Raw genomic sequence first — 26,879 nt, forward strand, 5'->3', positions numbered from 1 at the left:
TTTGCCCGTGAGCTTGCCGGCGCACCATCCCTAAGAACGTTCCGTGAGAGCCAGCGGGATCAGCCCCAGAGCTCCGCGTTCGGCGGATAGACCGTGCTGCCGTCGTAGCGAAGACCGTTGTCACGGTCGTCAGCCAGCAACAGCGGACCATCGAGGTCGACGAAGCGGGCTTGCTGCGCGATCAGCATGGCGGGCGCCATCGACAGCGAAGTTGCGACCATGCACCCGATCATGATTTCGAAACGCAATGCGCGAGCCGCATCTGCCATGGTCAGCGCTTCGGTCAGACCGCCGGTCTTATCGAGCTTGATATTGATGGCGTCGTAGCGTTCCCGAAGGCCGTCGAGCGATGCCCGGTCATGAACGCTTTCATCGGCGCAGACAGCAATGGGTCTGCGAATGCGTGCCAGCGCGTCGTCGCTCCCTGCGGGGAGGGGTTGCTCGACGAGCGTGACGCCGGCGGCCTCGCAAGCCGCCAGGTTCCGCTCGAGATTATGAAGCGTCCATGCTTCGTTGGCGTCGACGATCAGTTCCGATTCGCGCGCCTGTTTGCGCACAGCGGCTATGCGCTGGGGATCGCCGTCGCCACCAAGTTTGATCTTGAGGAGGGGCCGATGCGCGGCTTTGGCGGTCGCTGCCGCCATCGCCTCAGGCGAGCCGAGTGAGATTGTGTAGGCCGTGGAGCGAGGAGAGGGCGCCGAACGATCCAGTAACGTCCATATCCGCCGGCCGCTGCATTTAGCCTCGAGATCCCAGAGCGCGCAGTCCAGTGCGTTCCGCGCCGCGCCAGCTGGCATGGCGGACGCGAGTGATTGGCGATCCAGGCCTGCTGCGAGAGGCTTCTGCATCCCAAGGATGGCAGCGAGAACCCCTTCCGGTGTCTCCCCATAACGAGCGTATGGAACGCATTCCCCGCGTCCGGTGTGGCCACTCCGGCTGATTTCGGCGACGACCACGACGGCTTCGGTCTTGGCGCCGCGGCTGATCGTGAAACTCCCGGCGATCGGCCAGCGTTCGATGCGGCACCGAAGCGTGATTGCGTCGTTCGACAATATTTCCAATTGGCAGGTCCGAATGCACCGCAAGCCGGTCACGTTGGGAGGGATAAATCCGCGAGCCAGCGACCCCATGTTGACGTTCCGCTTCATGTCGGCAGAGACCACTGCGCGGAACCAATGTTGGTCGACGATCCCACACTGAACACGGTTGCGCAAGGCGACCGGTCTGGCGCTGGCTAAACGTTGGCGGCAACGCACGGCCCCCGCGCTGTCGGCTGGCCTTCTAAAGGGACGGAAGGAGCATGCTGCGTAGCGCGATCTTGTGCCCGCTGCGGCCCCTTGAATTGAAAGGGCTGCGATATTCCGGGGGCGATCTGGTCTTCGTCGGTATCAAAAGCCAAGAAACGGAGGTTTAAGCCTCCGTTTTTCAGCCTGTGAAGCGCTATGCGAGCCGTCCCGCCGCATGCGCGAGCAAGGTATAGACCAACCCGGTCTCGGATGTCAGATGGTCGCTTATCACCGAGGGTTCTCGCTCGTCGCGTGCGACCTCATCCAGCAGCCGTTCAAATTCGGCAATGTAGCGATCCGCCGTCTGTTTGAAAGTGCGGTCCGTACGGTATTTGCGGGCCACCTCGTCAAAGGCCTTTTGACCTCCTGGCGTGTAGAGCCGCTTAGTGAAGGCCTTGCGTTCGCCACGCTGATAGCGGTCCCACATCTCGCCGACAAGCTTGCGGTCCATCAGGCGGCCGATATCGAGCGACAGTGAATCCAGAGGATTTACAGGCGCAGCCGGCGGCGCTGGTCGTCCGCGTGGAATGTCGCCGCTTCCGGTATCGGCGCGGTTCAGCAAATCCGAAAGCCAACCGTCACCCTCATCGTCAGCGCCTGGCGGTTTGGCTGGCTGATCGGTGCGGCGAGTTGACTGAATGCCAAGGTCCGGCGTCGGCAGGTTCGATGCACTGCCGTTGTCACGCATACGTGCCGCAGGGCGTGCCGTTGCCGCGCTCCGACCGGCAGCGGCCGCCATCACCGGCTCTTCCTCGCGCTGCGAACTGCCGCTGCTGACGACGTCGAACCCATGGCCATGGCGTGCGACGATCCGGTTGAGTTCGGCAAGCGCTTCGATCTGATCGACAATCACTTTGCGCATCTGAGCGGTGCTCTCCGCCGCCTCCTGTGGCATCTCGAGCACGCCGCGACGAAGCTCGCCGCGCGTCGCCTCCAGTTCGGAATGCATCTCGGCCGACATCTGCTTCATGCTCTGCACCAACGCGGCGAACCGGTCGGCGGACTGCCTGAGCATCGATTCAGCTTCCTGGCTCGCCTTCTTGCAAATCTCGCTCATCGATTCTGACGTCAGCCGGCGTTCTTCCTCGGCCGTAGCCCGAACGGCCTCAAACTGACGGTTGATCGCGGCAGATCCCGCGCCGGCGGTTTCGGCCACCACCCGCGCGATATCGCGGGCGCGCTCTTCGGCGGCGGCGAGCGATTCATCGAGCAAGCTCGTAAAACGCGTCAGCCGTTGGTCGAAGTCGGTCGTCCGCAAATCGATTGTTGTCACGAGTGATTCCAGCGCCGACTTACGCTCCTCGACGGAGGAGGTGGCGCTTCGGTTGCTCTGTTCGACTCGCGCTGTAGCTTCGACCAAAATTTTTCCATGATTCTCAAACTCGGCGGATAAGCCGCCAAGATCATCGAGAGCCTTCGAGGTTTTGGTGTTGAACAACGTCAATTGATCTTCAAGTGTCTGAGTCGCGAGGCCGCTCTGCGAGGTGACATCCCTCATCGTAGTGACGAAATCGGCGACGCGTGTGACGAGCGTGCGCTCTAGCGAATTGAGATTTTCGTGCGCTCCGGTGAGAACCTCCTGAAGGAGAATATTGCCCTCGCGCAGCCGCTCAAACAGCGCAACTGTATCCGTGCGCAATATCTTGCTGGTCTCCTGCATCTCGGTGACGGCCGCGATGGATGCTTGCCGGGACTGATCGATGGCGGAGTGGGATGCCTCCTCGAGATCCTTCAATGATTTGCTGACCGCGGCCGTTGCTAGCTCACCCGCGTTGGTGATTGTGCGGACCACGTCAGAGCCATTCGCCGCGATCGATTGCGAGAATGCCTGGCCTCTGGCTTCGATCGACTTGAGGGCGTCGCCGGTAACGCGGCCGATATCGGAGTTGAGTTGATCGGCCTTGCTCCCGAGAGCTTCGATCAGAGATCCCCGTTTGGTGTCGAGAACCTGTGAGAGACGATCCGTCTGCTGCTGAACGTAATTGACGATTTCGTCCGTTTTACCGGTAATCATCGCGCCGAAGCCGCCGCTGGCCGAGAAGATCAAGCGCTCGGCGTCGGTCGAGGCCGACTTGACCTTCATGCTGACTTCGTTCGATGCCGAGACAAGGGCGGTTTGCGCATTTTGCGCACTCGCCTGAATTATCTCGGTGGTATTTGCCGCGGCTGCGTGGAGGGTGCGTTCGATATCCGACGAGATCACTTTGATCTGATTGGCAGAGTCGGCGGAAGCGGTGGTCAGCGTGCTCTGGGCCTGACGTGCGCTGCCGAGAAGCGCGGCGGCGGTCTCAGCGCCTACCGTCGTCAACGTCTGTTCGATCTCGTTCGTCAGCGATTTGACCTGGCTTACGGTATCGGCCGACGTGGTGGTGAGGGTGTTATGGGCTTCGCGTGCGCTGTTGAGAATGGCGGCGGCGGTATCGGCGCTTACTGTCGTCAATGTCCGCTCGATGTCGCTTGCGAGCGATTTGACCTGGCTTGCGGTATCGGCCGACGTGGTGGTGAGGGTGCTCTGGGCTTCGCGTGCGCTGTTGAGTATGGCGGCGGCGGTGCCGGCGCTCACTGTCGTCAATGTCTGCTCGATGTCGCTTGCAAGCAACTTGACCTGACTTACGGCCTCTGCCGAGGTGGTGGTGAGAGTGCTCTGGGCTTCGCGTGCGCTGTTGAGTATGGCGGCGGCGGTATCAACGCTCGCTGCTGTCAATGTTCGCTCAATGTCGCTTCCGAGCGATTTGACCTGATTTGCGGCGTCGGCCGAAGCGTTGACGAGTGTGGTCTGGGCCTCCCTCGCACTCGACAGTACAGTGTTCGCGGTCGACGTGCCGGTGGCGGACAGCATGCGCTCAACGTCGGACCCGACAGTCGTGAGCGTGCGTTCGATATCGCTCGCGAGCGATTTCACTTGATTTGCGGCGTCCGATGACGCGGCGACCAGCGTGGTCTGCGCCGCGCGGGCGCCGGCGAGAACCGAATCTGCCGTGTTGGCGCCAGCGGCAGTCAGCGTCCGCTCGATATCGGCTGACAGGGATTTCGCCTGACTTGCAGTCTCTGCGGATGAGTTGATCAGCGTCGTCTGCGCCTCGCGGGCGCTGTTGAGGATGGAGCTGGCAGCCGCCGTTCCGGCTGTGGTCAAGGCGCGCTCGACCTCCGTCGACGTCAGCTGAAGCTGGGCACCCACATCGGTTGAAATCGAAAGCAGGGACTGTTTAGCAGAGCGAGCACCCGTCTGAATGGTTTCGCTTGTGTTGACGACCAGATTGGTCAGCGAGCGTTCCGCATCCTCGACGTGCGACTTGATACCGAGCGACAGCTCTTCGGCGCGTGCCAACAGTGTGTCGCTGGCCTCGCGCCCGCTCAATTCGAAGCGGCCTGCCACAGCTTCAATTCGCGATCCGAGCAGATCCTCGAACTGCGCGACTCGTGTATCGATCGCGGTTGCGACAAAGCCCACACGTTCGTCGAGACCTTGATGGATTTCCTGGAACCGAGCTGTGATCGTATCCGCGAGGTAAGCGCTACGGTCGTCGATGGCTTCGGTCACCCCTGAGATGCGTCCTTCAAGGGCCACGACGGCCTGCGTCGCGCCTTCAGCCAGCGATGTTGTAAGGAGGGAGAGACGACTCTCGATCGAGCCGATCGCATGAGCGGTGCCATCGGATAGCGACGAGGTGAGGGTGCCGAGCCGGCTGTCGATTGTCTCCGTGACTGATTTTGCACGCGTATCGAAGATTTGCTCCAGTGTTTTCAGGCGGCCGTTGACCGATTCGTCGAACGACTTGATTTTAGCGTCAAACGAAGCATCGAGATTGGTGACGCGCGACTGGAGCGAGGTTTCGAATCTTGCCAGATGCTGATCCAGCGCGGCGCTGATCTCGCCTCCATTGGAAGTCAGTCGTGTATCGAAGGTATCGACATAGTTCTTCATACTCTGTGCGATATCTTCGGTGCGCTGGCCAAGGCGATCGACGATCTCAGCGCCGAAGGTCTTCACCGTGCGATCAAACTCCGAGATGTGGCGAGTGATCAGGGCGCCGAGCGTGCCGCTGTCGCGTGCGAATTTCTCTGCGAGTTCGGAGCCTTGGTCTTTCACCAGTTGATCGAACGCGTTCATCTGAAGGCTAAGCGTATCGTGCGCGGTTTCGGTTTGAGTGACAACGTTGGCCACCAGTGTGTTGACTGTGACGTCGAGTGCTTCGCTCGCCTTGTCACCGCACGATAGAATCCGGCTTGCCAGCCGGTTGCCTGCCTCGTCGATCTTGCTGGCAAGGTCGCCGCCGCGAAGCTCGAGCTCCACCAGCAGGGAATCGCTGGAATTTTTCAGAGCGTCGTGGACTTGTTCGGTACGGTCCGAAATGCCCTCGACGATGGATGCCGATTTTTGCTCGAAGTCGCCCGTAATCCGGTCGATCCGATCGTTCAGCATGTCGTGGACGCGGTCGGCCAGATCGACGAATTCATCGTGGACGTGACCGGTCTTGAAATTAAGGCTGCTGGTCAAGCGCTCGCTGGCGTCGAGAACGGCGCGTGCGGTCTGGGCGCTGGCTTCCTCAAGGCGGTCGAGCAAGTCGCCGCCCCGTTCGCCGAGCGCAAAAATCATGTTGTCTCCGGCATTACTAAGAGCCGTTGTGATGTGCTCGCCGCGCTCTTCCAACGTACCGGTGATACCCTTTGCGACTTCGTCGACGCGCGAGGCGATGGCATCACTGATCAGCGCGATGTCATGCCGCAGGTCTATCTGGACACCCGAGATCGCACTGCGGACCTGCTCGGCCTGGCCGACGAGGTTGTCCCGCTGATGCGCGATATCCTGAAGCAAAGCGCGAATCCGCACCTCGTTATCAGAATAGGCACGTTCCAGCGCGGCGACCTCGTTGGCGACCAAAGCTTCCAGTTCGCCGGCTCGGGCGATGGCACGCTCGACGCCGTCACCCATCGCGGCGACTTCGCGCCGGATCGCCTGTCCCACGGTTACCACTGAATCGCTGGCCAAGCCTTCCGGCTCGGAGAATCGGATCGCCACCTGGGCCATCGACTGAGCGATCATGCGCAATTCCTGTCCGCGCCACGCCATATTGGCCAAAAAGTAGAACAGCAGCACAGGGGCGAAAAACACGGCAATCAGACCGGTGAGGGCGAGCGTGCCGCCGCTACCCTGACCAAGGGCCGCCTGAAGCGACGGCAAAAAGCTGATCGTCAGAAGACCGGCGCCGAGAATCCAGATACCGGCGAACAGCGTCGCCAGCGTATAGATGTTGCGGGAAGGACCGCTCTTTTGGAGCGACTGAAGGATCTGCCCGATCGTTTCACGGTCGTCGTTGGCAGGGCGTCGCGTGAAGTGCGGTCCTTCTGCGGCTTCAGGAATCGGTCGATCTGCACGGATGCCGGGCCACTCCTCGCCATGGCCAGCGGGTGGGACCGGCGGGAAGACATCGTGACGGGTCACAGCCTGATCAAGGTCTGCTGCGGATGCCTCACCTATGCTCAGCGCCTCCTGTATGGCGGAGAGAGCGACCTCTGTCGGATCTTTGATCTTCTTGGGATTGTTCGCCATCTCAGTCCACGCCCTCGTGTTACGCAAACCGCAAGTTCGCGTCGCCGCTGCAAGTCCGGTCGCCGACCCGAGCCCCAAGCCGGTCCCAGGCGCGGCAATCGCCACCGCCCGTTGTCGGTCACTTCCCCCCAACATCCTATTGGCTTGGCGTCTCGAATGAAATGGTCGTGATTAACACAATCTTAATCATCGTTAACGGCTGGCGGCGCCGACCGCTCTGGCGGCTCGAAAGTCATGGGGCAGTAGGTCGAAATTGGTCTCTAAACATACGGAAGGTCAGTTTCGTACCTGAAACGTTCCATTAACCAGTTCCGTGATTGGCTGGGTCGGATTCTGCGGGGGGAACCTCGCCGTCGCAGCGGATGCCCGGATAGCAGCAATGTCGTTTTCTCTTGGACAGGTCGACTGGATGCCCTCGCCACCGTTGGTTCCAGAGGATGGGCCGATCGATTTCGACCATCTCCATCGCATGACACTCGGCGATGACAGTCTTGAACGGGAGGTTTTGGCAATGTTCGCCGGTCAGGCCGCCGAGCTGGCCGCCTCGCTGGCGCAACTTCCGCCGAATGCCGCGATCCTGGCGCACAAACTGAAGGGCTCCGCGCGGGCGATAGGCGCCATTCACGTCGCCGTTGCCGCCGCCGACCTGGAAACCGCGCTTCGCAAGGGTGCCGATCCGGCCGAGCCGCGGGTTACGCTGAATGACACCGTCAATCAGGTTTGCCAGGCAATTGATGCGATCCTGCGGCGCTCCTGAGGCCACGGGCGAATTCCTGCGAGTGCGCCTTTTTGCGCCGACCGCTGGCGTTGGCCCGATCGTTTCGTTATAGGACAGCCGAACTTCCTCATTACCAGTAATCTGTTCGGCAACACGGCACCCTATGACCAAGATCAACTTTGTCGACCATTCCGGCGAAACCCGCACTGTTGACGTCGATAACGGCGCGACCGTCATGGAAGCTGCAATCCGTAACGCCGTTCCCGGCATTGAGGCCGAATGCGGCGGCGCCTGCGCCTGCGCCACCTGTCACGTCTATATCGACGACGCGTGGGCCGAGAAGGTCGGCAAACCGACGCCGATGGAAGAGGATATGCTCGACTTCGGCTACGATGTGCGGCCGAATTCGCGATTGTCCTGCCAGATCAAGGTAAGCGACGAACTCGAAGGCCTCGTGGTTACGGTACCGGAACGGCAGGCTTAAGCGCGTCGCATAGCCGACTGACGCCCGCCCACAAAGCCGCATCTGGCGTGACGCTGGCCGGACGCGGTGCAGGCGCCGCGACAGTTTATGGCTTTCCTCAAACCGGCCGGTTGGTTATAGCGAAGCGAATTTGATAAGCGTTCGCGGGAAGAAACGCGTCAGGAATATCCAGGCAGCGGCGCGGCCGTCCTGCTGGCCCGCGCAAAGGTTTCAACGGAAAAAGAAGCTGACATGAGCGAAGCGATCAAGACGGATGTGCTGATTATCGGTGCGGGCCCCTGCGGACTGTTTGCCGTGTTCGAACTGGGGCTGCTCGACATGAAGGTGCATCTTGTCGACATCCTCGACAAGATCGGCGGGCAGTGCGCCGAGCTTTATCCGGAGAAGCCGATCTACGACATTCCCGGTATTCCGTTGGTGACCGGTCAAGGGCTCACCGAAGCCCTGCTGGAGCAGATCAAGCCGTTCAACCCGACGTTCCATCTCAACGAGATGGTGGAGAGCATCGAGAAAATCGGCGATCCCGGATTCCGCGTCACCACCGACGCTGGCCAGGTGTTCGAGTGCAAGGTCGTCGTGGTGTCCGCGGGTGGCGGCTCGTTCCAGCCGAAACGACCGCCGGTGCCCGGCATCGAGGCTTATGAAAATACTTCCGTGTTCTATGCGGTGCGCAAGATGGAGCAATTCCGCGACAAGGAGATTCTGATCGTCGGCGGCGGCGACTCCGCGCTCGACTGGACGCTCAACCTGCACCCGCTGGCGAAGCGCATGACGCTACTGCATCGTCGCGACGATTTTCGCGCGGCGCCTCATAGCGTCGAGCAGATGCGCAAGCTGGTTGCCGACGGCAAGATGGATTTGAAGATCGGTCAGGTCACGGCGCTGGAAGGCGCGGACGGAAAACTCTCCGGCGCGCAGGTGAAGGGGAGCGACAATGCGATGTCGACGGTCAGTTGCGATACCATGCTGCCGTTCTTCGGTCTGACCATGAAGCTCGGCCCGGTCGCCAACTGGGGCCTTCATCTTGAGAACAACCTCATTCCGGTGGAGACCGCGTCGTTCGAGACCAACGTTCCCGGTATCTTCGCGATCGGTGACATCAACACCTATCCCGGCAAGCTAAAGCTCATCCTCTCGGGCTTCCACGAGGGCGCGCTGATGGCGCAGAAGGCGCATCGCTACGTCTATCCGGACAAGCGGCTGGTGTTCCAGTACACCACCTCGTCGTCGAGCCTGCAGAAGAAGCTCGGGGTGAATTGAGACCGGATGTTCTCGCCGACTTTGATCCGGCGTTTCATCGCGACCTCAAATTTCGATTAAGAATCCTGCTGCCTGTTCGGCGGCGCTATAGCCTCTGTGCTCGTGTGGAACCAGGCGCGGTATCTAGCGTTTTACGTTGGTACCGAGCTTCCAGCGGGTTGGGGTAATGCATACTTTCGCGGAATTAATCGCTCGAGGTAGAGCTCGTGGCTCACGCTCGCAGGGACTTCGGGTTCGGCTGCGTGAAGCGACGGCTACAGCGCATCAATCGTTGGACGCGCGGATAGCCGCCTCTAACTTGACTAGCCTCGCATGCTATCGGCATTTTCTTGAAGCGACCGCAGCGGCCTTGATCCCGCTCGAAGCAGCGCTCGAAGACTCCAATGTGAACGCGGTTGTCGAGGATTGGCAGGAGCGTGCGCGTACTCAAGCGATCCGCAGTGATCTCGCGCGGATCGGGGGACAAGTCCTGCCGCTTCCGTCGGTTAAGCGCTTGAGCCACGCCGAGACACTCGGTGTGCTTTACGTTCTGGAGGGCTCGCGGCTTGGCGCCAGATATCTGTTGCGCACCGTGAGCGCATCGTCCGATCCGATGGTGGTAAATGCAACAGCCTATCTCGGCCATGGCTCAGTGTCGTTGTGGCAGACTTTTCTTGCGGTACTCAATCGGAAAAGCCGTATAGCCGATGAGGCGGGCGCGGTCGCCGGCTCGATCATGGCTTTCAATCTCTTCGGCATGGCGTTCGCGCGCTTATGAACATCGAGGTCGATCTTACAAATTGCGATCGCGAGCCGATCCATATTCCTGGCAGCGTCCAGCCATTCGGCTTTTTGCTCGCGCTGCTGCCCGATTTCACCATCAGCATAGCTTCCGAAAGCGTGAAGCAGCACCTCGGTATTGCCGCCGGTGAATTATTGCAGTGTCCCCTCGGCGACATCCTGCTGGAGTCGGCGGTGAAGTCGATCCGCGAGCGGATTGATTTTCTCTCGGGCCCGGACACTGTCGAGCGTATGTTCGGCATTCCACTCATGCCGGATGGGCCGCCATTCGATCTGGCGGTTCATTTCTCTGGCGTCTACTTCGTGATCGAGGCAGAGCCGAGCATCGTTGAACCGGGCGTCAATTCCGGCGAGCTCGTTCGCCTGATGCTGGCGCGTATCCGCAAGAGGCGCACCACCACAGAGCTTGCACAGGAGGCGGCGCGGCAGCTTCGGGTTCTGACCGGCTTCGATCGCGTCATGGTTTACCGCTTCCATTTCGACGGCTCCGGCGAGGTAATCGCCGAAGCCGCGACCTCCGGCCTGGAGTCCTTCCTCGGCCTGCACTACCCGGCTTCGGACATTCCGAAGCAGGCGCGGCTGCTTTATCAGCGCAACTGGCTGCGGATCATCGCCGACATCAATGAAAAGCCCGCGCCGTTGCAATCGCTACCGATGCATACCAATCCGCTCGACCTGTCGATGAGCGTCCTGCGTTCGGTCTCTCCGATCCACATCGAATATTTGCGCAACATGGGCGTCGGCGCCTCGATGTCGGTCTCGATCCTACGCGAGGGCAAGCTGTGGGGGCTGTTCGCATGCCACCACTATTCGCCGAGGCACATTTCCTTCGAGCGGCGGACCGCTTCCGAATTATTCGGTCAGATGTTTTCGTGGATACTTGAGGGACAAATCCGCGAAGAGGACGTCGCCTACGAGAGCAAGGCACAGCAAATCCAGGAGTGGTTGATGGAGGCGGCGGCGACGCACGCCCATAGCAAGCGCGCGGTGCTGGATTTCATGCCCGAGTATCGCAAGATGATCGCATGCGACGGGATCGCCGTGTGGTCGGAGGGAGAGATCACGCTCGATGGTGAGACACCGCGGGAGAACGAGGTCAAGGATCTCGTAGCATTTATCAATCGCACCTCGCCGGGACGGATATTCGCCACCGCCGAGATAGGCAAAGTTTACGCCGCCGGCGAGTCGTTTCGCGACCGGGCCGCGGGCTTTCTCGCCATTCCGCTGTCGCGGACCCCGCGCGACTGCCTGCTCTTCTTCCGCCGGGAAATCCAGCAGTCGGTGAATTGGGCGGGCGATCCCAACAAATCTTATCAGGAGGGACCGCACGGGCCCCGGCTAACACCGCGCAAAAGTTTCGAGCTCTGGCAAGAAGTCGTGCGCGGCCAGTCCAAACCCTGGACGTCAGCCGATCTTCATATCGCGGAAAGCCTTCGGGTCACGCTGCTCGAGGTGATCCTGCAACTTGCCGATCTCGCAGCGCGGGAGCGCCGTAACGCGCAGGAGCGGCAGGAATTGATGATTGCAGAACTCAATCATCGCGTCCGCAACATTCTGAGCCTGGTGCGCGGGCTGGTTGCCCAGAGCAAGACCACGGCCGTCAGCATCGAGGAATTTGCCGGCGTGCTCGGCGGCCGCATCCAGGCGCTGGCGCGCGCTCACGACCAGATCACCAATCTCAACTGGGCGCCGGTCGCATTGCGGTCGCTGGTGGAGTCGGAAGCGGGCGCTTATCTCGGAGCGCGCGCCGACCGCATCGAGATGAAGGGGCCTGAGGTCGCTCTGGATCCCAAGGCGTTTGCGGCGCTGGCGCTGGTCGTCCACGAGATGATGACCAACTCGGCCAAGTATGGCGCGCTGGCTGACTCGGTCGGCCGGGTCGAAATCATCTGGAATATTGATGATCAGTCGGGTCTTGTGATCAATTGGAAGGAAAGCGGCGGCCCGCCGGTCCAGCCTCCATCGCGCCGCGGCTTCGGTACCACCATCATCGAGCGCTCGATTCCCTTCGACCTCAAAGGCGACGCAGAGATCCATTTTGACTTGTTCGGCGTTCAGGCTCGCTTTGTCATCCCGCCCAACTTTATCGAGTGGGTGCCGTCTCTGGCGAACGCGTCGGAGCGGATTGAAGCAAAAAAGCAGGAGGCGCCCCGCATCTCCGACACGGCTTTGATCGTGGAGGACAATCTCATCATCGCAATGAGCGGCGAGGTGATCCTTCTTGAACTCGGCGCTCGCCACGTGAATACGGCGGCCTCAGTCGCTCAGGCGTTGAACTCAATTGAACGCACCAAACCGAGCTTCGCGTTGCTTGATCTCAATCTCGGCAACGAGAATAGTATTCCGGTTGGCATGAAGCTGCAGGAATTGAATGTGCCATTCATCTTCGCCACCGGTTACGGCGAGCGCGCGCCAATACCGGCTGAACTCGGCAGCGTGCCGGTGATCCAGAAGCCCTACACACGAGAGGTGGTCGAAGCCGCGCTTGCAAACATGGCGTGCGCAGGCTGACTATTGCTGCATCGGTGCGGGTGGGGTTGCCGCTGGTGGGGTGAGTGCCGGCGACGTCGGCAACGCCAATGGCGGCAGCGGTTCGCCTGTCACGTTGCTCCCGTCGGCGGCGTTGAGATGCAGTTGCGCCTCGGCCGCCGGCAGCGCGGCGTCCGCCATCGCGGCATGACCCTCGGCGGTCGGATGGATCGCGCCGCCATACACTGCGGAGAGCAGTCCCCATGTCGCGTCATGGATGTCGGACGGCTGCATTGATGAGGACTGCGCCTGCGGGTAGGTCATCGCGGTGAAGTAGCTGTCGTTGGCGTCGCGGATCCAGCGCGCGCGGGGCAGATAGGCGCGGAACGCGCTTGCCTCACGGCCGCAGGCGAGAGGCTGCTGCGGCGCCTCCACGATGTTGCTGACGAAGCTGTTGCCTTGGGGCGAGAAACATTCGCGGTCGAATTCGGGATCGCTGCCGGCGCGCGCGCAAAACCCGTGATCGGCGAAAGCCGCCTGATGCGCCTCGACGAAGGTCATGCGGTCGCCGGCGGGATCGCGGCAGATCACGCCGGACTGGCACAAGGCGAGGGCTTTCAGCCGCGGCAGGAATTCATTTTGAACGTAGCCGGTGACCGCGGCGAGCCGCCCGGGATCGGCATTGAATGACGGGTGCACGTCGAAGCCCGCTTTGCCGCCGGTGCAGGGCGCGCCGCCGTTCGTCAGCGCCGGGTTGGCATAGGAGACGAACACCGCCCGCGACAGGTCGTTATCCAACAGTGGCTTCAATGCTGCGCGCAGCTGGACGAAGGATTGCGGCAGGTCGCGCACAAGGCTCGATCGTGAATCGTCGACCGATCCGATCAGGCCGCCGCGCCTGAACAGCGCGCGTTCGGTTGCCGCATCCACGATGACGTCGGACACGAGGCCGGAGAAATTGATGTCGTTGGCGCCAATGGTCATCAGCACGAGATCGAGCCTGCGGTCGGGCTGGCGGTGCCTCGCAGCCGCGAGCGCTTCGCGTAGTTGGGCGATCTGGCCGTTGACGGTGCCCTGGCACTTGGCCGACGACTTCGAGGTCAGGCATTCGCGCGCACGCTGCGAACCCAGCATCCCGTCGGGAATGCTGGCGCCGGTGCAGGCCAGCGGCAGATAGGTCACCGCGACGTGCGTATAGCGCACCGCGAGTGCGAGTGCGGTGCGGGCCTGGTAGCTGTAAAGCGAGCGATGGCAGGCCGCGTTCATCCACAGCGCGCCGTATTGTTGCCAGGTCTGTAGCGAGCCGGAGGTGCCGCAGGCTCGGCCGCCCTTGTAGCCGGCGCGGCTCGGCCGGTAAAATTCGTCCGCCGCGCCGCCGAGATAGGAGCGGAAGCAAAAGCCTTCGTCCGACAGCGCAACAGGGCGATCCGGGTTGCCTTCACCGGAAGCGATGGAGTCGCCGAGGCCGGCGACGAGGATGTCGCGCACCTTGATCTGCGTCATCAGGCGCTGCGGTGCGTCGCTGCCGCTCGTGACATCGACGGTGGCGTTGGTGGCGCGGCCATAGCGGGCGCGGAAGTCGATCGGCTCGGCGCAGTCCTGCGTCGTGGCGCGGGGGCCGTCGCCATCATCGAAAGACCAGGCGCAGACGGCGCCGACCGGGACCGCGCCGGTCAGGCGCACGGTGACCGGATGCTCCGTCGGCGTCAGATAGCTTTCCTTGATCTTGTCGCGCGTGCAGGGCTCGCTGATGTGCCCCCCGAGATCGATGCAAAGACGGTTCACGGCGTTGCGAGCCCAGCCGCGACCGTCGCTTTGCAGTTCCAGCGCCTGCTCAGCAGCGAGAATGCTCTGGTTGCCGGCAGCGGCGACATGGATCTGGAAATCCCGCTCCTCCCGGAACAGCCGGAAGCGACTACGGACCTCCCAGGAAATCTGCATTCCGCCGGCAGCCTGATCCTGGATTGGAGCAGCGGGGTCGGCCGGGGCGATGCCAGTGGAAAGCGGCTGCGCGGCGATTTGCTGCGCGGCAAGGCTGCTAAGAGCAAGGCTGCCAAGAAATGTGAGGGCAATACCGACCAGGAACGAGGCGTGGGCGCGAAGCATGAATGGTTTTGACGTGACAGTTTTGGCGGAAATAAGAGCGGAGAGGAAGTCGCCGGCTCAGTCCTGCACGACCGGCGACTTGGCCGCCCGTGGCGATGCCGCCTCATCCGGCGGGCCATCACTGTTGCCCTTACCGTGGTCGTCGTTAGCGCCGTTGTCACCGACAACGTCGCTGTTGCCGTTGCCGTTGATCCTGCGGCGGTGCTGCCAAGGCTGCACCACGTTGAGCCAGAGTTCGCGGGTGCCCATGATGGTGATGGCAATGGCGAACGGGATCATGAAATAAAGAATCCGGAATACCAGCAGCGTCGCCAGCAACTGCTCCTTGCCGAACTGCGGCAGCGCCACCAACATTGCCGCGTCGAACACGCCGAGGCTTCCCGGCGCATGACTGGCGAAGCCGAGCAGGGTGGCCAGAATGAAAACGACCGCCACCGACACGAAATCAATGTCCGGATGCGTGGGCATCAACAGATACATTGCCAATGCACAAAATCCGAGATCGACGACTCCGATCAGGATCTGCACGAAGGTCAGCGGCGCGGACGGCAGCACGACCTTCCAGCCGTTCTGCCCGAGTTCGCGGCGGTTGCGACCGGTGATGATCCAGGCGAGATAGATTGCGATGCCGCCGAGGCAGCCGAATGCGATCAGGCGGTTGACTGACGGCGGCAGCAGGTCCATCGCGCTCGCCGCCCAGGGATGCCAGGCCATGCCGATGCCGAGCACGAACAGGTTGCCGAGCCAGAACGTCAGCCCGGAGATAAAACAGATCTTTGCGACGTCGATGGCGTTCAGCCCATAGTCCGAATAGATCCGAAACCGGATCGCGCCGCCGGTAAACACCGTCGCGCCGACGTTGTGGCCGATGGTGTAGCTCGTGAAGGCTGCGAGCGCCGCGACGCGATAGGGGATGTGATCCTTGCCGATCGTCCGCACCGCGAAGAAATCATAAAAGGTCAGGGTGCAGAACGCCCCGACGACGCAAAGCGCGGCCAAGGCGATCTCGGAGGGCGACTTTTCCGTCAGCGCGACCAGGATAACACCGGAGTCGACGCCCTTAAGGGTGTGGATAAGAGTCGTGATCGCGAAAGCGATGATGACGAAGCTCGCAACGACACCAAGCCGTTTCCAGCCGATCCATTCCTTGAAGCCGCGCTGCAGCGCGGTCAGCAGCCGTTGCATTCGTCCTCCCGCTAGCGCCCCGATTCCGAAGGTCTTATGGCCTTGTGGAAACGTCCAATGCGAATTTCGAAATCAAGGGACACTAGTAATCTCACTATTCCGGTGTGGCTTGATTTCAGAAGACGCCGCTCGACGGCCTCGTCGGGACCATGACGCCAAATTCTGACCACCACACCAGGTCACGATACGTTTCGAGCCGATTGCGGAGAGGAAGGCAAGCGGCTGTTCCGTCTCTCATACGCGAAAAACTCATAAGACAAAACGGGGCGTTTGACGGTCGCTATCAGGCCTGAACGCGGCGGCGCCTTCACCGGTTGAAAAAAGTCAGGACACATCCCCGCTGCGCGCGTCCGCAGCGGCGAAAGTGAGTTGACGATGCATATAGGCATAAGACGCCCCGTGTTCCATCGCCGGTTAGGAAGTTCTTGCAGACGACATCATCAAAGCCCCGACAGCTCCTTATGCGTCGGATGTATGACATCGCTTATTACGCGAGGGAAACAATTTGTGAAGCTGGTGCTGAACTTGTGCATGGCCGCTTCGCAGTGCACTGGCGAGCCGGTGCGAATCGAATCCGGATCGATCACCCCTTCCTGCTCAGGACAGCCAGGACGGAATGCCAGCACACGATGAGCTTGTGCCGGGACTTAGCGACTCGGAAGTGCCATGCAAATAGACGTTTTGAGAGTCAGGTCTTGCGCAGCGTGAAGTAAGCGCCGCAGAAGGCCATCGCCGCGCCAAGGCCGAGCACGGCAAGGCCAGTTATGAAACTTGAGACGGTCGGCGCGGTGCTGGGCGCCGAGGCGGCCTGTCCCGCGCCCGCCAGAAACAGTACGGCGACTACGATCAGGAACTGCCGGAGCCGCTGCTGAATGCGGTTGGACGCTGCGCTATGCATCAGCGTCGCGACAAAATAGCTGCCGGAGAAGCTGGCCGTTGCGACCAGCCACCATGCGATCGCGGCACCCGCAGGCATGAACTCCTTGGCATCGGAACGCCAGAGCCCACCGAGGTCGAGACCAATCTGAGCGCCCAGCATGTGCACGGCGAGAGCGAGCAATATGCCGGACACCATTGCCCCGCCGACGATCAAGTGGCGCGGAAAATAAGCGGTTTCAGCCATGAGGGTTTTCTATAGCGTTTTCGAGCGAAGTGAAATCCGGTTCGCGTGAAGAAAACGCCTCAAATCAAAAAGCTTAAGTCTTTCGCTGTTTCCGTGAAGCGGTGAAAGACTCTAGGATAAAAACTGCACGTCGAGCAAGAGAACGCACCGCTGTGCGAAGGGTACTGATTGTGTCGCCGCCACCAGAGATACCGCCGCCTGGCGTTGGATACGCTTATAGAGCCTCGCTGATCGGCTCAGCGCATCGGTTCGCGCTGGAGGATGACGGGATATCGTGGCGCGTTGGCCGCCGGACGGGAAGATGGCGCTATGCGGACGTCGCTGCCTTGCGCATGTCCTACCGGCCGATGTCGATGCAGTCGCACCGATTCCGCACCGAGATCAGCCATCGGAACGGCGGATGCATCATCGTGATGTCCACCACCTGGCGGACTTTGGCGCTGATGGATGCGCAGGACAAGGACTACAGCACGTTCATCGTCGAACTGCACCGACGGCTTGCAGCGCATGGCGCGCGCACCATGCTCGTTGGCGGCCTGAACCCGGTGCTTTATTTTGCGGGCGCGGGCGTGTTGACGCTGCTGTCCGTAGCGATGGCAGCCCTGCTGGTGCGGGCGATGGTCACAGGCGAATGGGCCGGCGCCCTGTTCATCGTCGGTCTGTCTGCGCTTTTTGGCTGGCAGATCGGCCGTTTCATGCACCGCAACAGACCGCGTGCCTACACATTCAATGCGTTGCCGCGGGAGTTGCTGCCGTAAACTGACGCTGCTCCTCGCTCTCGACGCTCAATGTCGCACGACCAACACCGAGCAACTGGCATAACGCACCACATAGCCGGCATTGGAGCCAAGAAAGTAGGTCTTCATCGCCGGCCGATGCGAAGCCATCACGATCAGGTCGGCGTCGACGGCCTGGGATTCCTCAAGAATCTCATGATAGACGCTGTTGCCCTGCCGCACCACGCTGGAAATGCGCGACGGTTCGATGCCCACCTCGCGTGCGACGATTGCCAGCGCCTCCTGGGACGACTGACGCTGCAGCATGTCGAAATCCGCCGGCACGTATTCGGTGAGCATCACCGGCGTCATGTGCAGCACGTTCAGTAGCCTGATGGTTCCGTTCGAGGTTTGCGACAACAACACCGCGGTTGCAACCGCGGGCTTGGCGAGATCGGTGTTGGTAAGATCGATCGGCACGAGAATGGATTTGAACATCGGGTGTCCTCCATCATGCCCAGTCCCCGCGTCGAATCCTGTCTTCCTAAGGGGCTGACTCAAGGGCAGCTTGCCATGCTGCGTGCCATACAAGCATATCATGAAAGCGATGCGGAGTCGGATGAAAGGCCGAACTGTCAGGCTTCCTTCAGCAGTTTCGGGCTGACGTACCGGACGAGTTGTCCGCCACCGAATGTGATGCTGTCCCAGCGATCGACGGCGAAGTCGATGACGGCAAGACCCGACGTCGGCAGGTTGTCGGCCAGCGCCGCACGTCCGGCTGCGTCACCGCCGCCGATCAGACGAAGCGCGAGGTCGTGCATGCCGGGATTGTGCCCGACGATCATGAGGCGCTCAGGATCCGGGCCGGCGGAACGAATAATTGTCAGGAGTTGCGCCGGCTCGGCGCCGTATAGCTCCGGCAGGTGCTCGACAAGTCCCGGAGCCATTTGATCCGAAAACTTTTGCCGAACGATGTCCCAGGTCTCGCGTGCCCGCACAGCGGTCGAGATCAACGCGAGATCCGGCAGCAGTGATCGCTCTGTGAGAAGCCACGCGCCGATTTCGGCGGCGTCGTTGCGGCCGCGCGCGGCAAGCGGGCGGTCCCGATCGCTTCCACTGGGCGAGTCGCGTTCGGTTTTCGCGTGTCGAAGCAGCAAAAGGCGGCGCATGACGCTGGCTCGATTCGAGGTTAAGCATGACCCGGAACGCGGGGTAGGGCCGGCTTAGTCTACAACCTTGCACGGGACAAGGTCACAGGGGTAGTGGTAGGAAACGTCATGATTTCGGATAACATAGTTGCGGCCGATGGTCCCGGTGACGCGGAGTCTGCGGCGCAGCGGCGCGAGCAACTGACTTTCGATCTCGACGTTGAAATCTGCGTCGTCGGCGGCGGCCTGGCCGGCCTCACTGTGGCGCTGGAGGCGGCACGGACAGGCGCAAGCGTCGTCGTGCTCGAGGGCCGCCATGTCGGCTGGAGTGCGTCCGGCCATCATCTCGGCACGGCGATGCCTGGCTACGGACTTCCGCTTTCCGATCTGATCGCGCGCGTCGGTTTCGATGATGCCTACGAACTCTGGTCGCTGTCTCAGCAGGGCGCTGATTATGTTCGCGCCCATGCCGCTGAAGATGTCATTCCGGGACTAGGACTCACGGAAGGCGCGCTCGAGGTTTCCAATGTCGATGCCGGCGAGCGGCTCATCAGCCAACTGCAAATGCTAAGCGAGGATTTTGCGACCGAGGCAGAGGGATGGCAGATCGACCGCGTCCGCGACACCTTACGCACCGACCGGTATTTTCACGCGGTGCATTATCCGCGAGCGTTCCAGATCGACGGTCGCAAATATGTTCACGGCCTCGCGGAGCTCGCGCGTAAGGCCGGTGCTCGCATCTTCGAAGGGACGCCGGTGGTTAGCATCGATTCGTCCGGGATTCGGAAACGCATTACGACGCCGCGGGCGCGGCTGCGGGCTTCCAACGTCGTGCTTGCGGGCAATGTCCATCTTGGCGAAGCGTTGCGGCGATTGTCCGATACTCTGGTGCCGGTCTGGCGGTATGCCGCCGTCACTTCGCCGTTGGGCGAGCGGCTCGCCGAGGTGATGAGGTTTCAGGGCTCTGTCATCGACACTGACGGGATCGATCATTTTCGGATCGTTGATGGCGACAGGCTGATGTGGGCGAGCCCGGAAACGACCTGGGAGGCGCGGCCGGAGCGCCATGCCGGGGGGATCTGCAAGCGCATCCGTACCACCTTCCCGCAACTCGGTACTGTCGAGATCGCGAAGGCTTTCTGTGGTGCGGTCGGTCAGACCGTGCACGGTATGCCGCAGGTCGGCCAATTACGGCCTGGACTGTGGGTTGCGAGCGGCTTCGGCCGGCAGGGGCTGAATACCTCGGCGATGGCCGGGCAACTGATCGCCCGCGGCATGCTGGAAGGAGATGACCGCTGGCGGTTGTTTGCGCCGTTCGAACTCGTATGGGCGGGCGGAATGACCGGACGCGCGGCAGGCTATGCGATCAGCATGGCCATGCAAGCGCGATCCGCCGCCGCCGGCACGCTGGCGCGCTATCGCGAGCGGGCGCGGCAGGCGCGGCTGAATGCGGCCAATCGCCAGACGGGATCGCGTCCGCGGCGATCCGCGGCTCATCATGCGCTGGCGCCAAATGATTCCGGGGAAACAGGAGCGGGCGGCTCTTCAACCTCGCCCCGCTAATGGGAGGAAGCCAAAACGCTTCCGGAAACCACCTCGCAAGAACGTGAGAACATTCCCGACACGTCCGTGTAACTTTGCCCAGGTCGTCCCGTATGAGATGCAAGGTGAATCGGTTCTCGCTTGCACGGAGACAACCATGATTGATCGCCGCATCCTGCTCGCATCCGCCGCCGGTCTTGCGGGTCTGTTCGGCTTCCGCTGGGCAGGGAGAGAATCCGCTTGGGCGACGGGGACGAAGGTCTCGCGAAAGTTCGAGATCGAAAAGACCGATGCCGAATGGCGGGCGCAACTTACGCCGCAGCAGTATCACATCCTGCGTGAGCACGGCACCGAGCCGCCTTTCTCCAGTCCCTTGCTCAAGGAGCATCGCAAGGGCACATTCGCCTGTGCCGGTTGTGGCCTGCCGCTTTATTCGTCCGAGACGAAATTCGAAAGCGGTACCGGCTGGCCGAGCTTCTGGAAGCCGCTCGACAACGCGGTCGGAAAATCTACCGACACAACGCTTGGCATGGCGAGGACCGAAGTGCATTGCCGTCGCTGCGGGGGCCATCTCGGCCATGTCTTCGACGACGGGCCGAAACCCACGGGCCTGCGATACTGCATGGACGGGTTGGCGCTCGTCTTCCATCCTGCTTCGCCATCGGCGACGTAAAGTTCGTTTGCTTCATCCCCGGATGGAGATCGTGATGGCCGGGCTCGGCCCGGCACTCCTTCATATCTTCCGAAGACAGCGAACCGGACCCCTCGCAAAAAGTAGTCCCGATCGCTCGCCACCGCGAGGCGCTTCCCGGCAAGAGTTGCCGAGCAAGGCAAGAATGCCCCGGGCTTTGAAGCCGGAGCTCTATGCTAACTTGCTGAAATAATTTGTCTCTTCCGGTGGCATGGAGCTTGCGATGTCGTTTGCCGGCCGCGGCGAATTTTGACCCGCGTTTTGGGCCGCCGCCTGGATCGAGTTGGAGACGACGCATGGGTATTTTCGACGCACTGAATACTTCGGTCGGCGGTTTGCAGGCACAGTCCTTTGCACTTCAGAATATCTCCGGCAACATCGCAAACTCCCAGACCACAGGCTATAAGGGTATCACCACCGCCTTCGTTGACCTGATCCCGGATTCGACCACCCCCAATCGCCAGGTTGCCGGCGGCGTAACCGCCTATGCGACGCCAACCATCAGCAGTCAGGGAACGGTGTCCGCCTCGACGGTTGGCACTTACATGGCGATAAACGGCGATGGCTTCTTCAACGTCCAGGCGCCGACGGGACGGGTCGACAACCAGCCGCAGTTTTCCGGCGTGACTTACTACACGCGGCGCGGCGATTTTCAGGTCGATGCTTACGGCCATCTGGTCAATAGCGCTGGCTACTATCTGATGGGCGTGACGGTCGATCCCAGGACCGGCAACCCGCTCGGCAATGTGCCGCAGGTGCTGAAATTCCAGAATAGCTTCGTTCCTGCGCAAGCCACGACGACGGTGCAATACGCCGCCAATCTTCCGGCGGTGCCGAGAACGCTGTCGAGCGCGACCGCGCCGGTCGGGAGCATTACGGCGGCCGGCGGATTGAACCCGTCCGACTTCACGACCAATTTCAATCCCCTTGTGGTCGGCACACCGGCCCCGCCCTATACCGACAACACCATAACTGGGTCGCCGGCGACCAATCAGCAGACGCCTGCGGTCGCGATCTCCAGCGCGACGCTTTTGTCGGGCACGGCGCCGAGCGACTCGTTGCCGGGCGGATTCGCGGTCGGTGACACCATCACCGTGAACGGCACCACGATCACCTTCACCGACGCCAGCACCGCGTTGCCGCCGGGCGCGCAGGATGCGACCCATGTCCGCATCGACGACACCGTCGGTGATCTGCTGAGCAAGATCGGCGCGATCACCGGCCAGGCTCCGACGATCAATGCCGGCACCGGCGCAATCACCCTGCATACTGGCACCGCGCAGGACCTCTCGGTGACGAGCGCAGCCGCGGGCTGGACGGCAATGGGCTTCGGCGCGACAACCAACGTAGCGCGCGGGGGCGGCGGCACGCCCGGGGCTGGCGTGGTGATCGCTAACGACCAGACAATCTTCCAGCAGCAATCGATCAGCGGCGGCGCGGTCACGGCCTATGATGCGACCGGGACGGCGGTGAACCTGCAATTGCGCTGGGCCAAGACCGACAGCGCTTCGCTCGGCGCCGGGCATTCCGATACCTGGAACCTGTTCTATCAGGCCAATCCGAACGCCACCGGCACGCAAGCGGCGTGGATCAACGTCGGCACCAATTTCACCTTCGGCACCAACGGCCAGCTTTCGAGCCCGGTCGGGTCGTCCGTCACCATTCCCAGCGTCAGTGTCGGGTCCCAGTCGCTCGGCAATCTCACGCTGAATATCGGCTCCGGCGGTCTGACCCAGTACGCCAGCAGCGGCGGCAACGCCACCATCAATGCGATCAACCAGAACGGCTACGCCGCCGGACAGCTACAGTCGGTTGCCGTCAACAATGACGGCGTTGTGGTCGGCACCTTCTCGAATGGGCAGAACCTGTCTCTCGCGCAGGTGTCGCTGTCGCACTTCAACGGCACCAACTACCTCAAGGCGCTCGACGGCGGGGCCTATGCGGTGACAGACGAGTCGGGGCCTGCAATCGCGGGTGCGGCAGGGCACATCAGCGGCTCGTCGCTCGAAGGCTCCAACACCGATATCGCCGATGAGTTCACCAAGCTGATCGTGACCCAGCAGGCTTATTCGGCGAATACGAAAGTCATCACCACCGCGAACAGCATGGTTCAGGATCTTCTGAACGTGCTGCGATAGAGCATGATCCCAAAAAGTGGGAACCGGTTTTCGGACAAGATCATGCTCAGTCGAATGAATAGAACAGAGTTTGATTCAACGCAGTTGAATCGGACTCTGGTCACGACGCGGATTGATCCGGTTTCGAGGCGGGCAAAAAGATGAGTTTGAGTTCGGCCCTCTCCATCGCGATGTCCGGCTTGCGCGCTAACCAGGCCGCGCTGTCGATCGTGTCCGGCAACGTTGCCAACGCGAACACGCCGGGCTACGTCGCGCAGACGTTGGTGCAGGACCAGATCGTTACCGGCAGCACCGGTTCCGGCGTCCGCATTATCGGCGTCAACCGCACGCTTGACGCCTATGTCCAGTCGCAGTTGCGCACGGAAAATGCCGGCAGCGCTTATGCAAATCAGATCGCCGGAGTGCTCGGCCAGTTGCAGAACGTCTATGGCACCCCCGGCAACGATGGAACGCTGGAGGCGGCCTACAATAACTTCACCTCCGCATTGCAGGCGCTGTCGGCGAGTTCGGGCAACACGGCGGCGCAATCCTCTGTGCTGAACGCCGCGCAGGCGCTGGCGCAGCAGCTCAACGCCACCACCAGCGGCATCCAGACGCTGCGCTCCAACGCCGAGCAGGATCTCTCGGTGTCGGTCTCGCAGGCCAACGCGGCGATGCAACAGATCGCGCAGCTCAATCAGAAGCTGCAAAGCTTGAGTGCTCAGGACCCGGCGGCCGCGACGCTGATGGATCAACGCGACGCTGCAATCGATCAGCTTTCAAGGTTGATGGACATCCGCGTGACGACGGACGGCGTCAATCAGACCTCGGTATTCACCACGTCTGGCATCCAGCTCGTCGGCGGTGTGTACGCTTCAACGCTGACGTTCAACGCGCAGTCCTCGCTTACCGCGAACTCGCGATGGAGCGCGGATCCCGCGCAGTCGAGCGTCGGCACCATCATCTGCCAGCTCCCGAACGGCGCGAAGATGGACATGATCGCCTTGCAAGGCATCAACTCCGGTCAGATCGCCGCCGATGTCCAGTTGCGTGACAAGATTCTGGTGCAGGCGCAGAACCAGGTGGACCAGATGGCGGCGACGCTCGCCAGCGCATTGTCGGACGTCACCACGAGCGGCGCGCCGGTGGCCGGACCGCCATCGGGATTCGACACCAGTCTCTCCAGCGTGCTGCCGGGCAACGCATTCAACGTCACCTACACCGACTCCAGCAACGTCTCGCACACCGTCACCGTGGTGCGGGTGGACGACCCAACCGCGCTGCCGATTCCGAACACGGCCTCGAATCCAAACGACAGGGTGATCGGCGTCGATTTCTCGGGCGGGCTCGCCTCGATCGTGTCGCAACTGAATGCGCAACTAGGAGCTACGTCGCATCTGACGTTTTCCGCTTCCGGGTCGCAGTTGCGGGTGGTCGATGACGGTTCGGGTGCATCGACCGTGACCGCGGCATCGACTACGACGACGGTGCAGTCGCTGACCTCGGGCAGTCCGCAACTGCCGTTCTTCACCGACCGTGCCTCGCTCTATACCGGCGCGATCACAGGCACCGCGTCGCAGATCACCGGGCTGGCGGGGCGCATTCAGGTCAACGCAGCGCTGCTTGCCGATCCCTCGAAGCTCACGGTCTACAACACCTCGCCGCTGACTCCCGCCGGCGACACCACGCGCTCCGATTTCATTTTCGACCGGTTGACGTCAGCCACTTTCACATACTCTCCAAACACCGGCCTTGGCGCGGCCGCCGCGCCGTTTCAGGGTACATTGCCATCGTTCCTGCAGCAGTTCGTCAGCTTGCAGAGCGGCACGGCGACAACAGCGAAGCAGGTCGCGCAAGGTCAGGACATCGTCGTCAATACTTTGCAGGAGAAGTTCGACGCCAAGTCCGGCGTGAACATGGATACCGAAATGTCCAATCTGATCGCGTTGCAGAATTCCTATGCGGCGAATGCGCATGTGATGACCGTGGTGCAGAGCATGATGCAGACGCTGCTGCAGGCATAATTGTAACGACGGCGTAAAGGCGGTTCGCATGGCGATCAACGGAATCAGCTTCGGCAACACCATCCTTGGCGGCTCGATCCAGAACCTGAAGACGCAGATGGCCGATCTGCAAAACCAACTCACAAGCGGCAAGCGTGCGACCACCTACTCGGGCATGGGCGCCAATGAAGGCTTTGCGATCGCGGCGCGCGCGCAACTGTCGAACATCTCCGCGTATACCGACACCATGATGAAGATCAACACCAACATCGGAGTTGCCAATACGGCGCTGCAGGCACTCTCCAACATCGGTACGCAGTTGCAAAATGCGGCGAACAGCGGATCGCAGGTGCTGAACAGCGCCGGACAGACCGCAGGCCAGCAGACCGCGGTCGCGCAATTTTCGTCAGTGGTCGGCATCCTGAATACGCAGGCCGGCGACCGCTACATCTTTTCCGGCAGCACAATCTATACTCAGTCGGTGGCCGCGTCGGATCTCATCCTGAACGGCAATGGGGCCGGGCAGGCGGGGTTGAAGCAGGTCATCTCCGAGCGCAACCAGGCCGACCTCGGTACCAGCGGCCTTGGCCGTCTCAACATTTCCTCGCCGACCGCGACGTCGGTGTCAGTTGCGGAGGATGCGTCGCCCTCGGTCTACGGCATGAAACTGCAATCGGTGTCGTCGTCATTGACAGGGGCCACCGTCACAGGTCCGGCCGGAGCGCCGCCTGCCATTTCAATCGATCTCGGTGCCACCAACCCGGCCGACGGCGACGCGGTGAGCTTCACCTTCAATCTTCCGGACGGCACCAGCGAGACAGTGCAACTGACGGCCTCCAGCGCAGTCCCGACGCCTGCCGGCAGCTTTGCGATCGGCGCGACGCCTGCCGCAACCGCTGCCAATCTCAACGCCGCACTGACGAGCTCGGTCGGAACGCTGGCAAAGACAGCGCTGGTCGCGGCCTCCGCCATCCGCGCGACGCATGATTTCTTCGATCAGCCGCCGCAGCGCGTCGACATTACGCCGCCCGCGACGCTTGCGACCGCCACGGCCGCGGTGAACGGCACCGCCGCCGATACCGTGCAGTGGTACACCGGCGACGCCGGAGCCGGGTCGGCGCGCGCAACCTCGACCGTTCGGGTCGATCCTTCGGTGACGGTGCAGTATGGTATGCGCGCGAACGAGGACGCCATCCGCTCGCTGATGGAATCCGTTGCGGTTCTCGCGGCGGTGACGACATCGCCGACCGATCCGAACGCGACCGACCAGATTTCGGCGCTCAACTCGCGCGTTGCGCAAAATCTGACGATCGCGCCCGGCAGTCAGAATATCCGTGACATCCAGGTCGACCTCGCCAACGCGCAGACCGTGATGAAGGATGCGACCGCGCGGCAGAAACTGACGCAAGCGACCATGCAGAATATCATCGACCAGGCGGAGAATGTCTCCACCGACGAGGTCGCGAGTCAGTTGTTGGCGCTGCAAACCGACCTGCAGGCGTCATACCAGACCACCGCGATGCTCTCGCAGCTCAGCCTGGTAAAATTCATCTGACGTTATTAGTTACGTCCGAAGCAGGATAGCTTCAGCCCTGACGAAGGAACGACAAACCCGTTCCAAAACCCGTCATGATGCGTTACTCATTGGGAATTCCGCGCTGCCGGGACTGGCCCGCCTCCCTATGGCGTTTTCGAACGAA

General features: G+C 61.7%; 18 protein-coding genes. 11 read left to right on the forward strand and 7 right to left on the reverse strand.

Annotation, left to right across the window (positions count from 1 at the left end; translation table 11 throughout):
- Positions 1–59 precede the first annotated feature (59 nt).
- Entirely contained in the window at positions 60–1,055 is a 996-nt protein-coding gene (dgcA, locus tag AC1RT6_RS16675) for an N-acetyl-D-Glu racemase DgcA (RefSeq protein ID WP_079446189.1), read from the reverse strand.
- A gap of 385 nt (positions 1,056–1,440) precedes the next feature.
- Positions 1,441–6,837 carry an apolipoprotein A-IV repeat region-like domain-containing protein gene (locus AC1RT6_RS16680; RefSeq protein WP_079446136.1) on the reverse strand — a complete coding sequence of 1,799 codons (5,397 nt, stop codon included), beginning with the start codon at positions 6,835–6,837 and terminating at the stop codon, positions 1,441–1,443.
- Between the two features lie 379 nt (positions 6,838–7,216).
- Here AC1RT6_RS16680 and AC1RT6_RS16685 point away from each other — a divergent pair, with 379 nt between their 5' ends.
- The 5 genes from AC1RT6_RS16685 (at position 7,217) to AC1RT6_RS16705 (ending at position 12,590) form a co-directional block, all read left to right on the forward strand.
- Positions 7,217–7,594 carry an Hpt domain-containing protein gene (locus AC1RT6_RS16685; protein WP_079446137.1) on the forward strand — a complete coding sequence of 126 codons (378 nt, stop codon included), beginning with the start codon at positions 7,217–7,219 and terminating at the stop codon, positions 7,592–7,594.
- 124 nt (positions 7,595–7,718) lie between these two features.
- On the forward strand, positions 7,719–8,039 hold the full coding sequence (locus tag AC1RT6_RS16690; protein WP_079446138.1) for a 2Fe-2S iron-sulfur cluster-binding protein: 321 nt from the start codon (positions 7,719–7,721) through the stop codon (positions 8,037–8,039).
- Positions 8,040–8,270: 231 nt separating this feature from the next.
- A complete protein-coding gene (locus tag AC1RT6_RS16695; protein ID WP_079446139.1) occupies positions 8,271–9,299 on the forward strand; it encodes an NAD(P)/FAD-dependent oxidoreductase in 1,029 nt (342 codons plus the stop codon).
- A 166-nt stretch (positions 9,300–9,465) separates the two neighbouring features.
- Positions 9,466–10,056, forward strand: a complete 591-nt coding sequence (locus tag AC1RT6_RS16700) for a biliverdin-producing heme oxygenase (RefSeq protein WP_079446140.1) — start codon at positions 9,466–9,468, stop codon at positions 10,054–10,056.
- Positions 10,053–12,590, forward strand: a complete 2,538-nt coding sequence (locus AC1RT6_RS16705; RefSeq protein WP_472789330.1) for an HWE histidine kinase domain-containing protein — start codon at positions 10,053–10,055, stop codon at positions 12,588–12,590. Before AC1RT6_RS16700 ends, AC1RT6_RS16705 begins: the two co-directional genes overlap by 4 nt.
- On the opposite strand, the gene AC1RT6_RS16710 is transcribed toward AC1RT6_RS16705, so the two are convergent.
- The 3 genes from AC1RT6_RS16710 to AC1RT6_RS16720 form a co-directional block, all read right to left on the reverse strand.
- Positions 12,591–14,654, reverse strand: coding sequence for an SGNH/GDSL hydrolase family protein (locus tag AC1RT6_RS16710; protein ID WP_079446142.1), 2,064 nt, complete (start codon positions 14,652–14,654; stop codon positions 12,591–12,593). It abuts the gene before it with no gap.
- Between the two features lie 57 nt (positions 14,655–14,711).
- A complete protein-coding gene (locus AC1RT6_RS16715) occupies positions 14,712–15,839 on the reverse strand; it encodes a lysylphosphatidylglycerol synthase transmembrane domain-containing protein (protein ID WP_139372851.1) in 1,128 nt (375 codons plus the stop codon).
- A gap of 688 nt (positions 15,840–16,527) precedes the next feature.
- Complete coding sequence (locus AC1RT6_RS16720) at positions 16,528–16,962, reverse strand: hypothetical protein (protein WP_079446143.1); 435 nt, start codon at positions 16,960–16,962, stop codon at positions 16,528–16,530.
- Positions 16,963–17,129: 167 nt separating this feature from the next.
- Here AC1RT6_RS16720 and AC1RT6_RS16725 point away from each other — a divergent pair, with 167 nt between their 5' ends.
- Complete coding sequence (locus tag AC1RT6_RS16725) at positions 17,130–17,720, forward strand: hypothetical protein (protein ID WP_079446190.1); 591 nt, start codon at positions 17,130–17,132, stop codon at positions 17,718–17,720.
- 27 nt (positions 17,721–17,747) lie between these two features.
- Here AC1RT6_RS16725 and AC1RT6_RS16730 read toward each other — a convergent pair whose 3' ends face one another.
- Positions 17,748–18,176: a universal stress protein gene (locus AC1RT6_RS16730; protein WP_079446144.1), complete on the reverse strand. Its 429-nt coding sequence runs from the start codon at positions 18,174–18,176 to the stop codon at positions 17,748–17,750.
- Between the two features lie 137 nt (positions 18,177–18,313).
- Positions 18,314–18,847: a SixA phosphatase family protein gene (locus AC1RT6_RS16735; protein WP_079446145.1), complete on the reverse strand. Its 534-nt coding sequence runs from the start codon at positions 18,845–18,847 to the stop codon at positions 18,314–18,316.
- 108 nt (positions 18,848–18,955) lie between these two features.
- Here AC1RT6_RS16735 and AC1RT6_RS16740 point away from each other — a divergent pair, with 108 nt between their 5' ends.
- From AC1RT6_RS16740 to AC1RT6_RS16760, 5 genes are all read left to right on the forward strand, one after another.
- Positions 18,956–20,389 carry an NAD(P)/FAD-dependent oxidoreductase gene (locus AC1RT6_RS16740; RefSeq protein ID WP_087881118.1) on the forward strand — a complete coding sequence of 478 codons (1,434 nt, stop codon included), beginning with the start codon at positions 18,956–18,958 and terminating at the stop codon, positions 20,387–20,389.
- 136 nt (positions 20,390–20,525) lie between these two features.
- Positions 20,526–21,041, forward strand: coding sequence for a peptide-methionine (R)-S-oxide reductase MsrB (msrB, locus tag AC1RT6_RS16745; protein ID WP_079446192.1), 516 nt, complete (start codon positions 20,526–20,528; stop codon positions 21,039–21,041).
- 314 nt (positions 21,042–21,355) lie between these two features.
- A complete protein-coding gene (locus AC1RT6_RS16750) occupies positions 21,356–23,197 on the forward strand; it encodes a flagellar hook-basal body complex protein (RefSeq protein WP_079446146.1) in 1,842 nt (613 codons plus the stop codon).
- Positions 23,198–23,337: 140 nt separating this feature from the next.
- Complete coding sequence (gene flgK, locus AC1RT6_RS16755) at positions 23,338–25,200, forward strand: flagellar hook-associated protein FlgK (protein WP_472789334.1); 1,863 nt, start codon at positions 23,338–23,340, stop codon at positions 25,198–25,200.
- A 28-nt stretch (positions 25,201–25,228) separates the two neighbouring features.
- The gene (locus AC1RT6_RS16760) at positions 25,229–26,734 is read left to right on the forward strand and encodes a flagellar biosynthesis protein FlgL (protein WP_079446148.1); all 1,506 of its coding nucleotides are present in this window, start codon (positions 25,229–25,231) and stop codon (positions 26,732–26,734) included.
- The last annotated feature ends 145 nt before the right edge of the window (positions 26,735–26,879 follow it).

The organism is Nitrobacter sp. MLSD-S21, assembly GCF_058809865.1.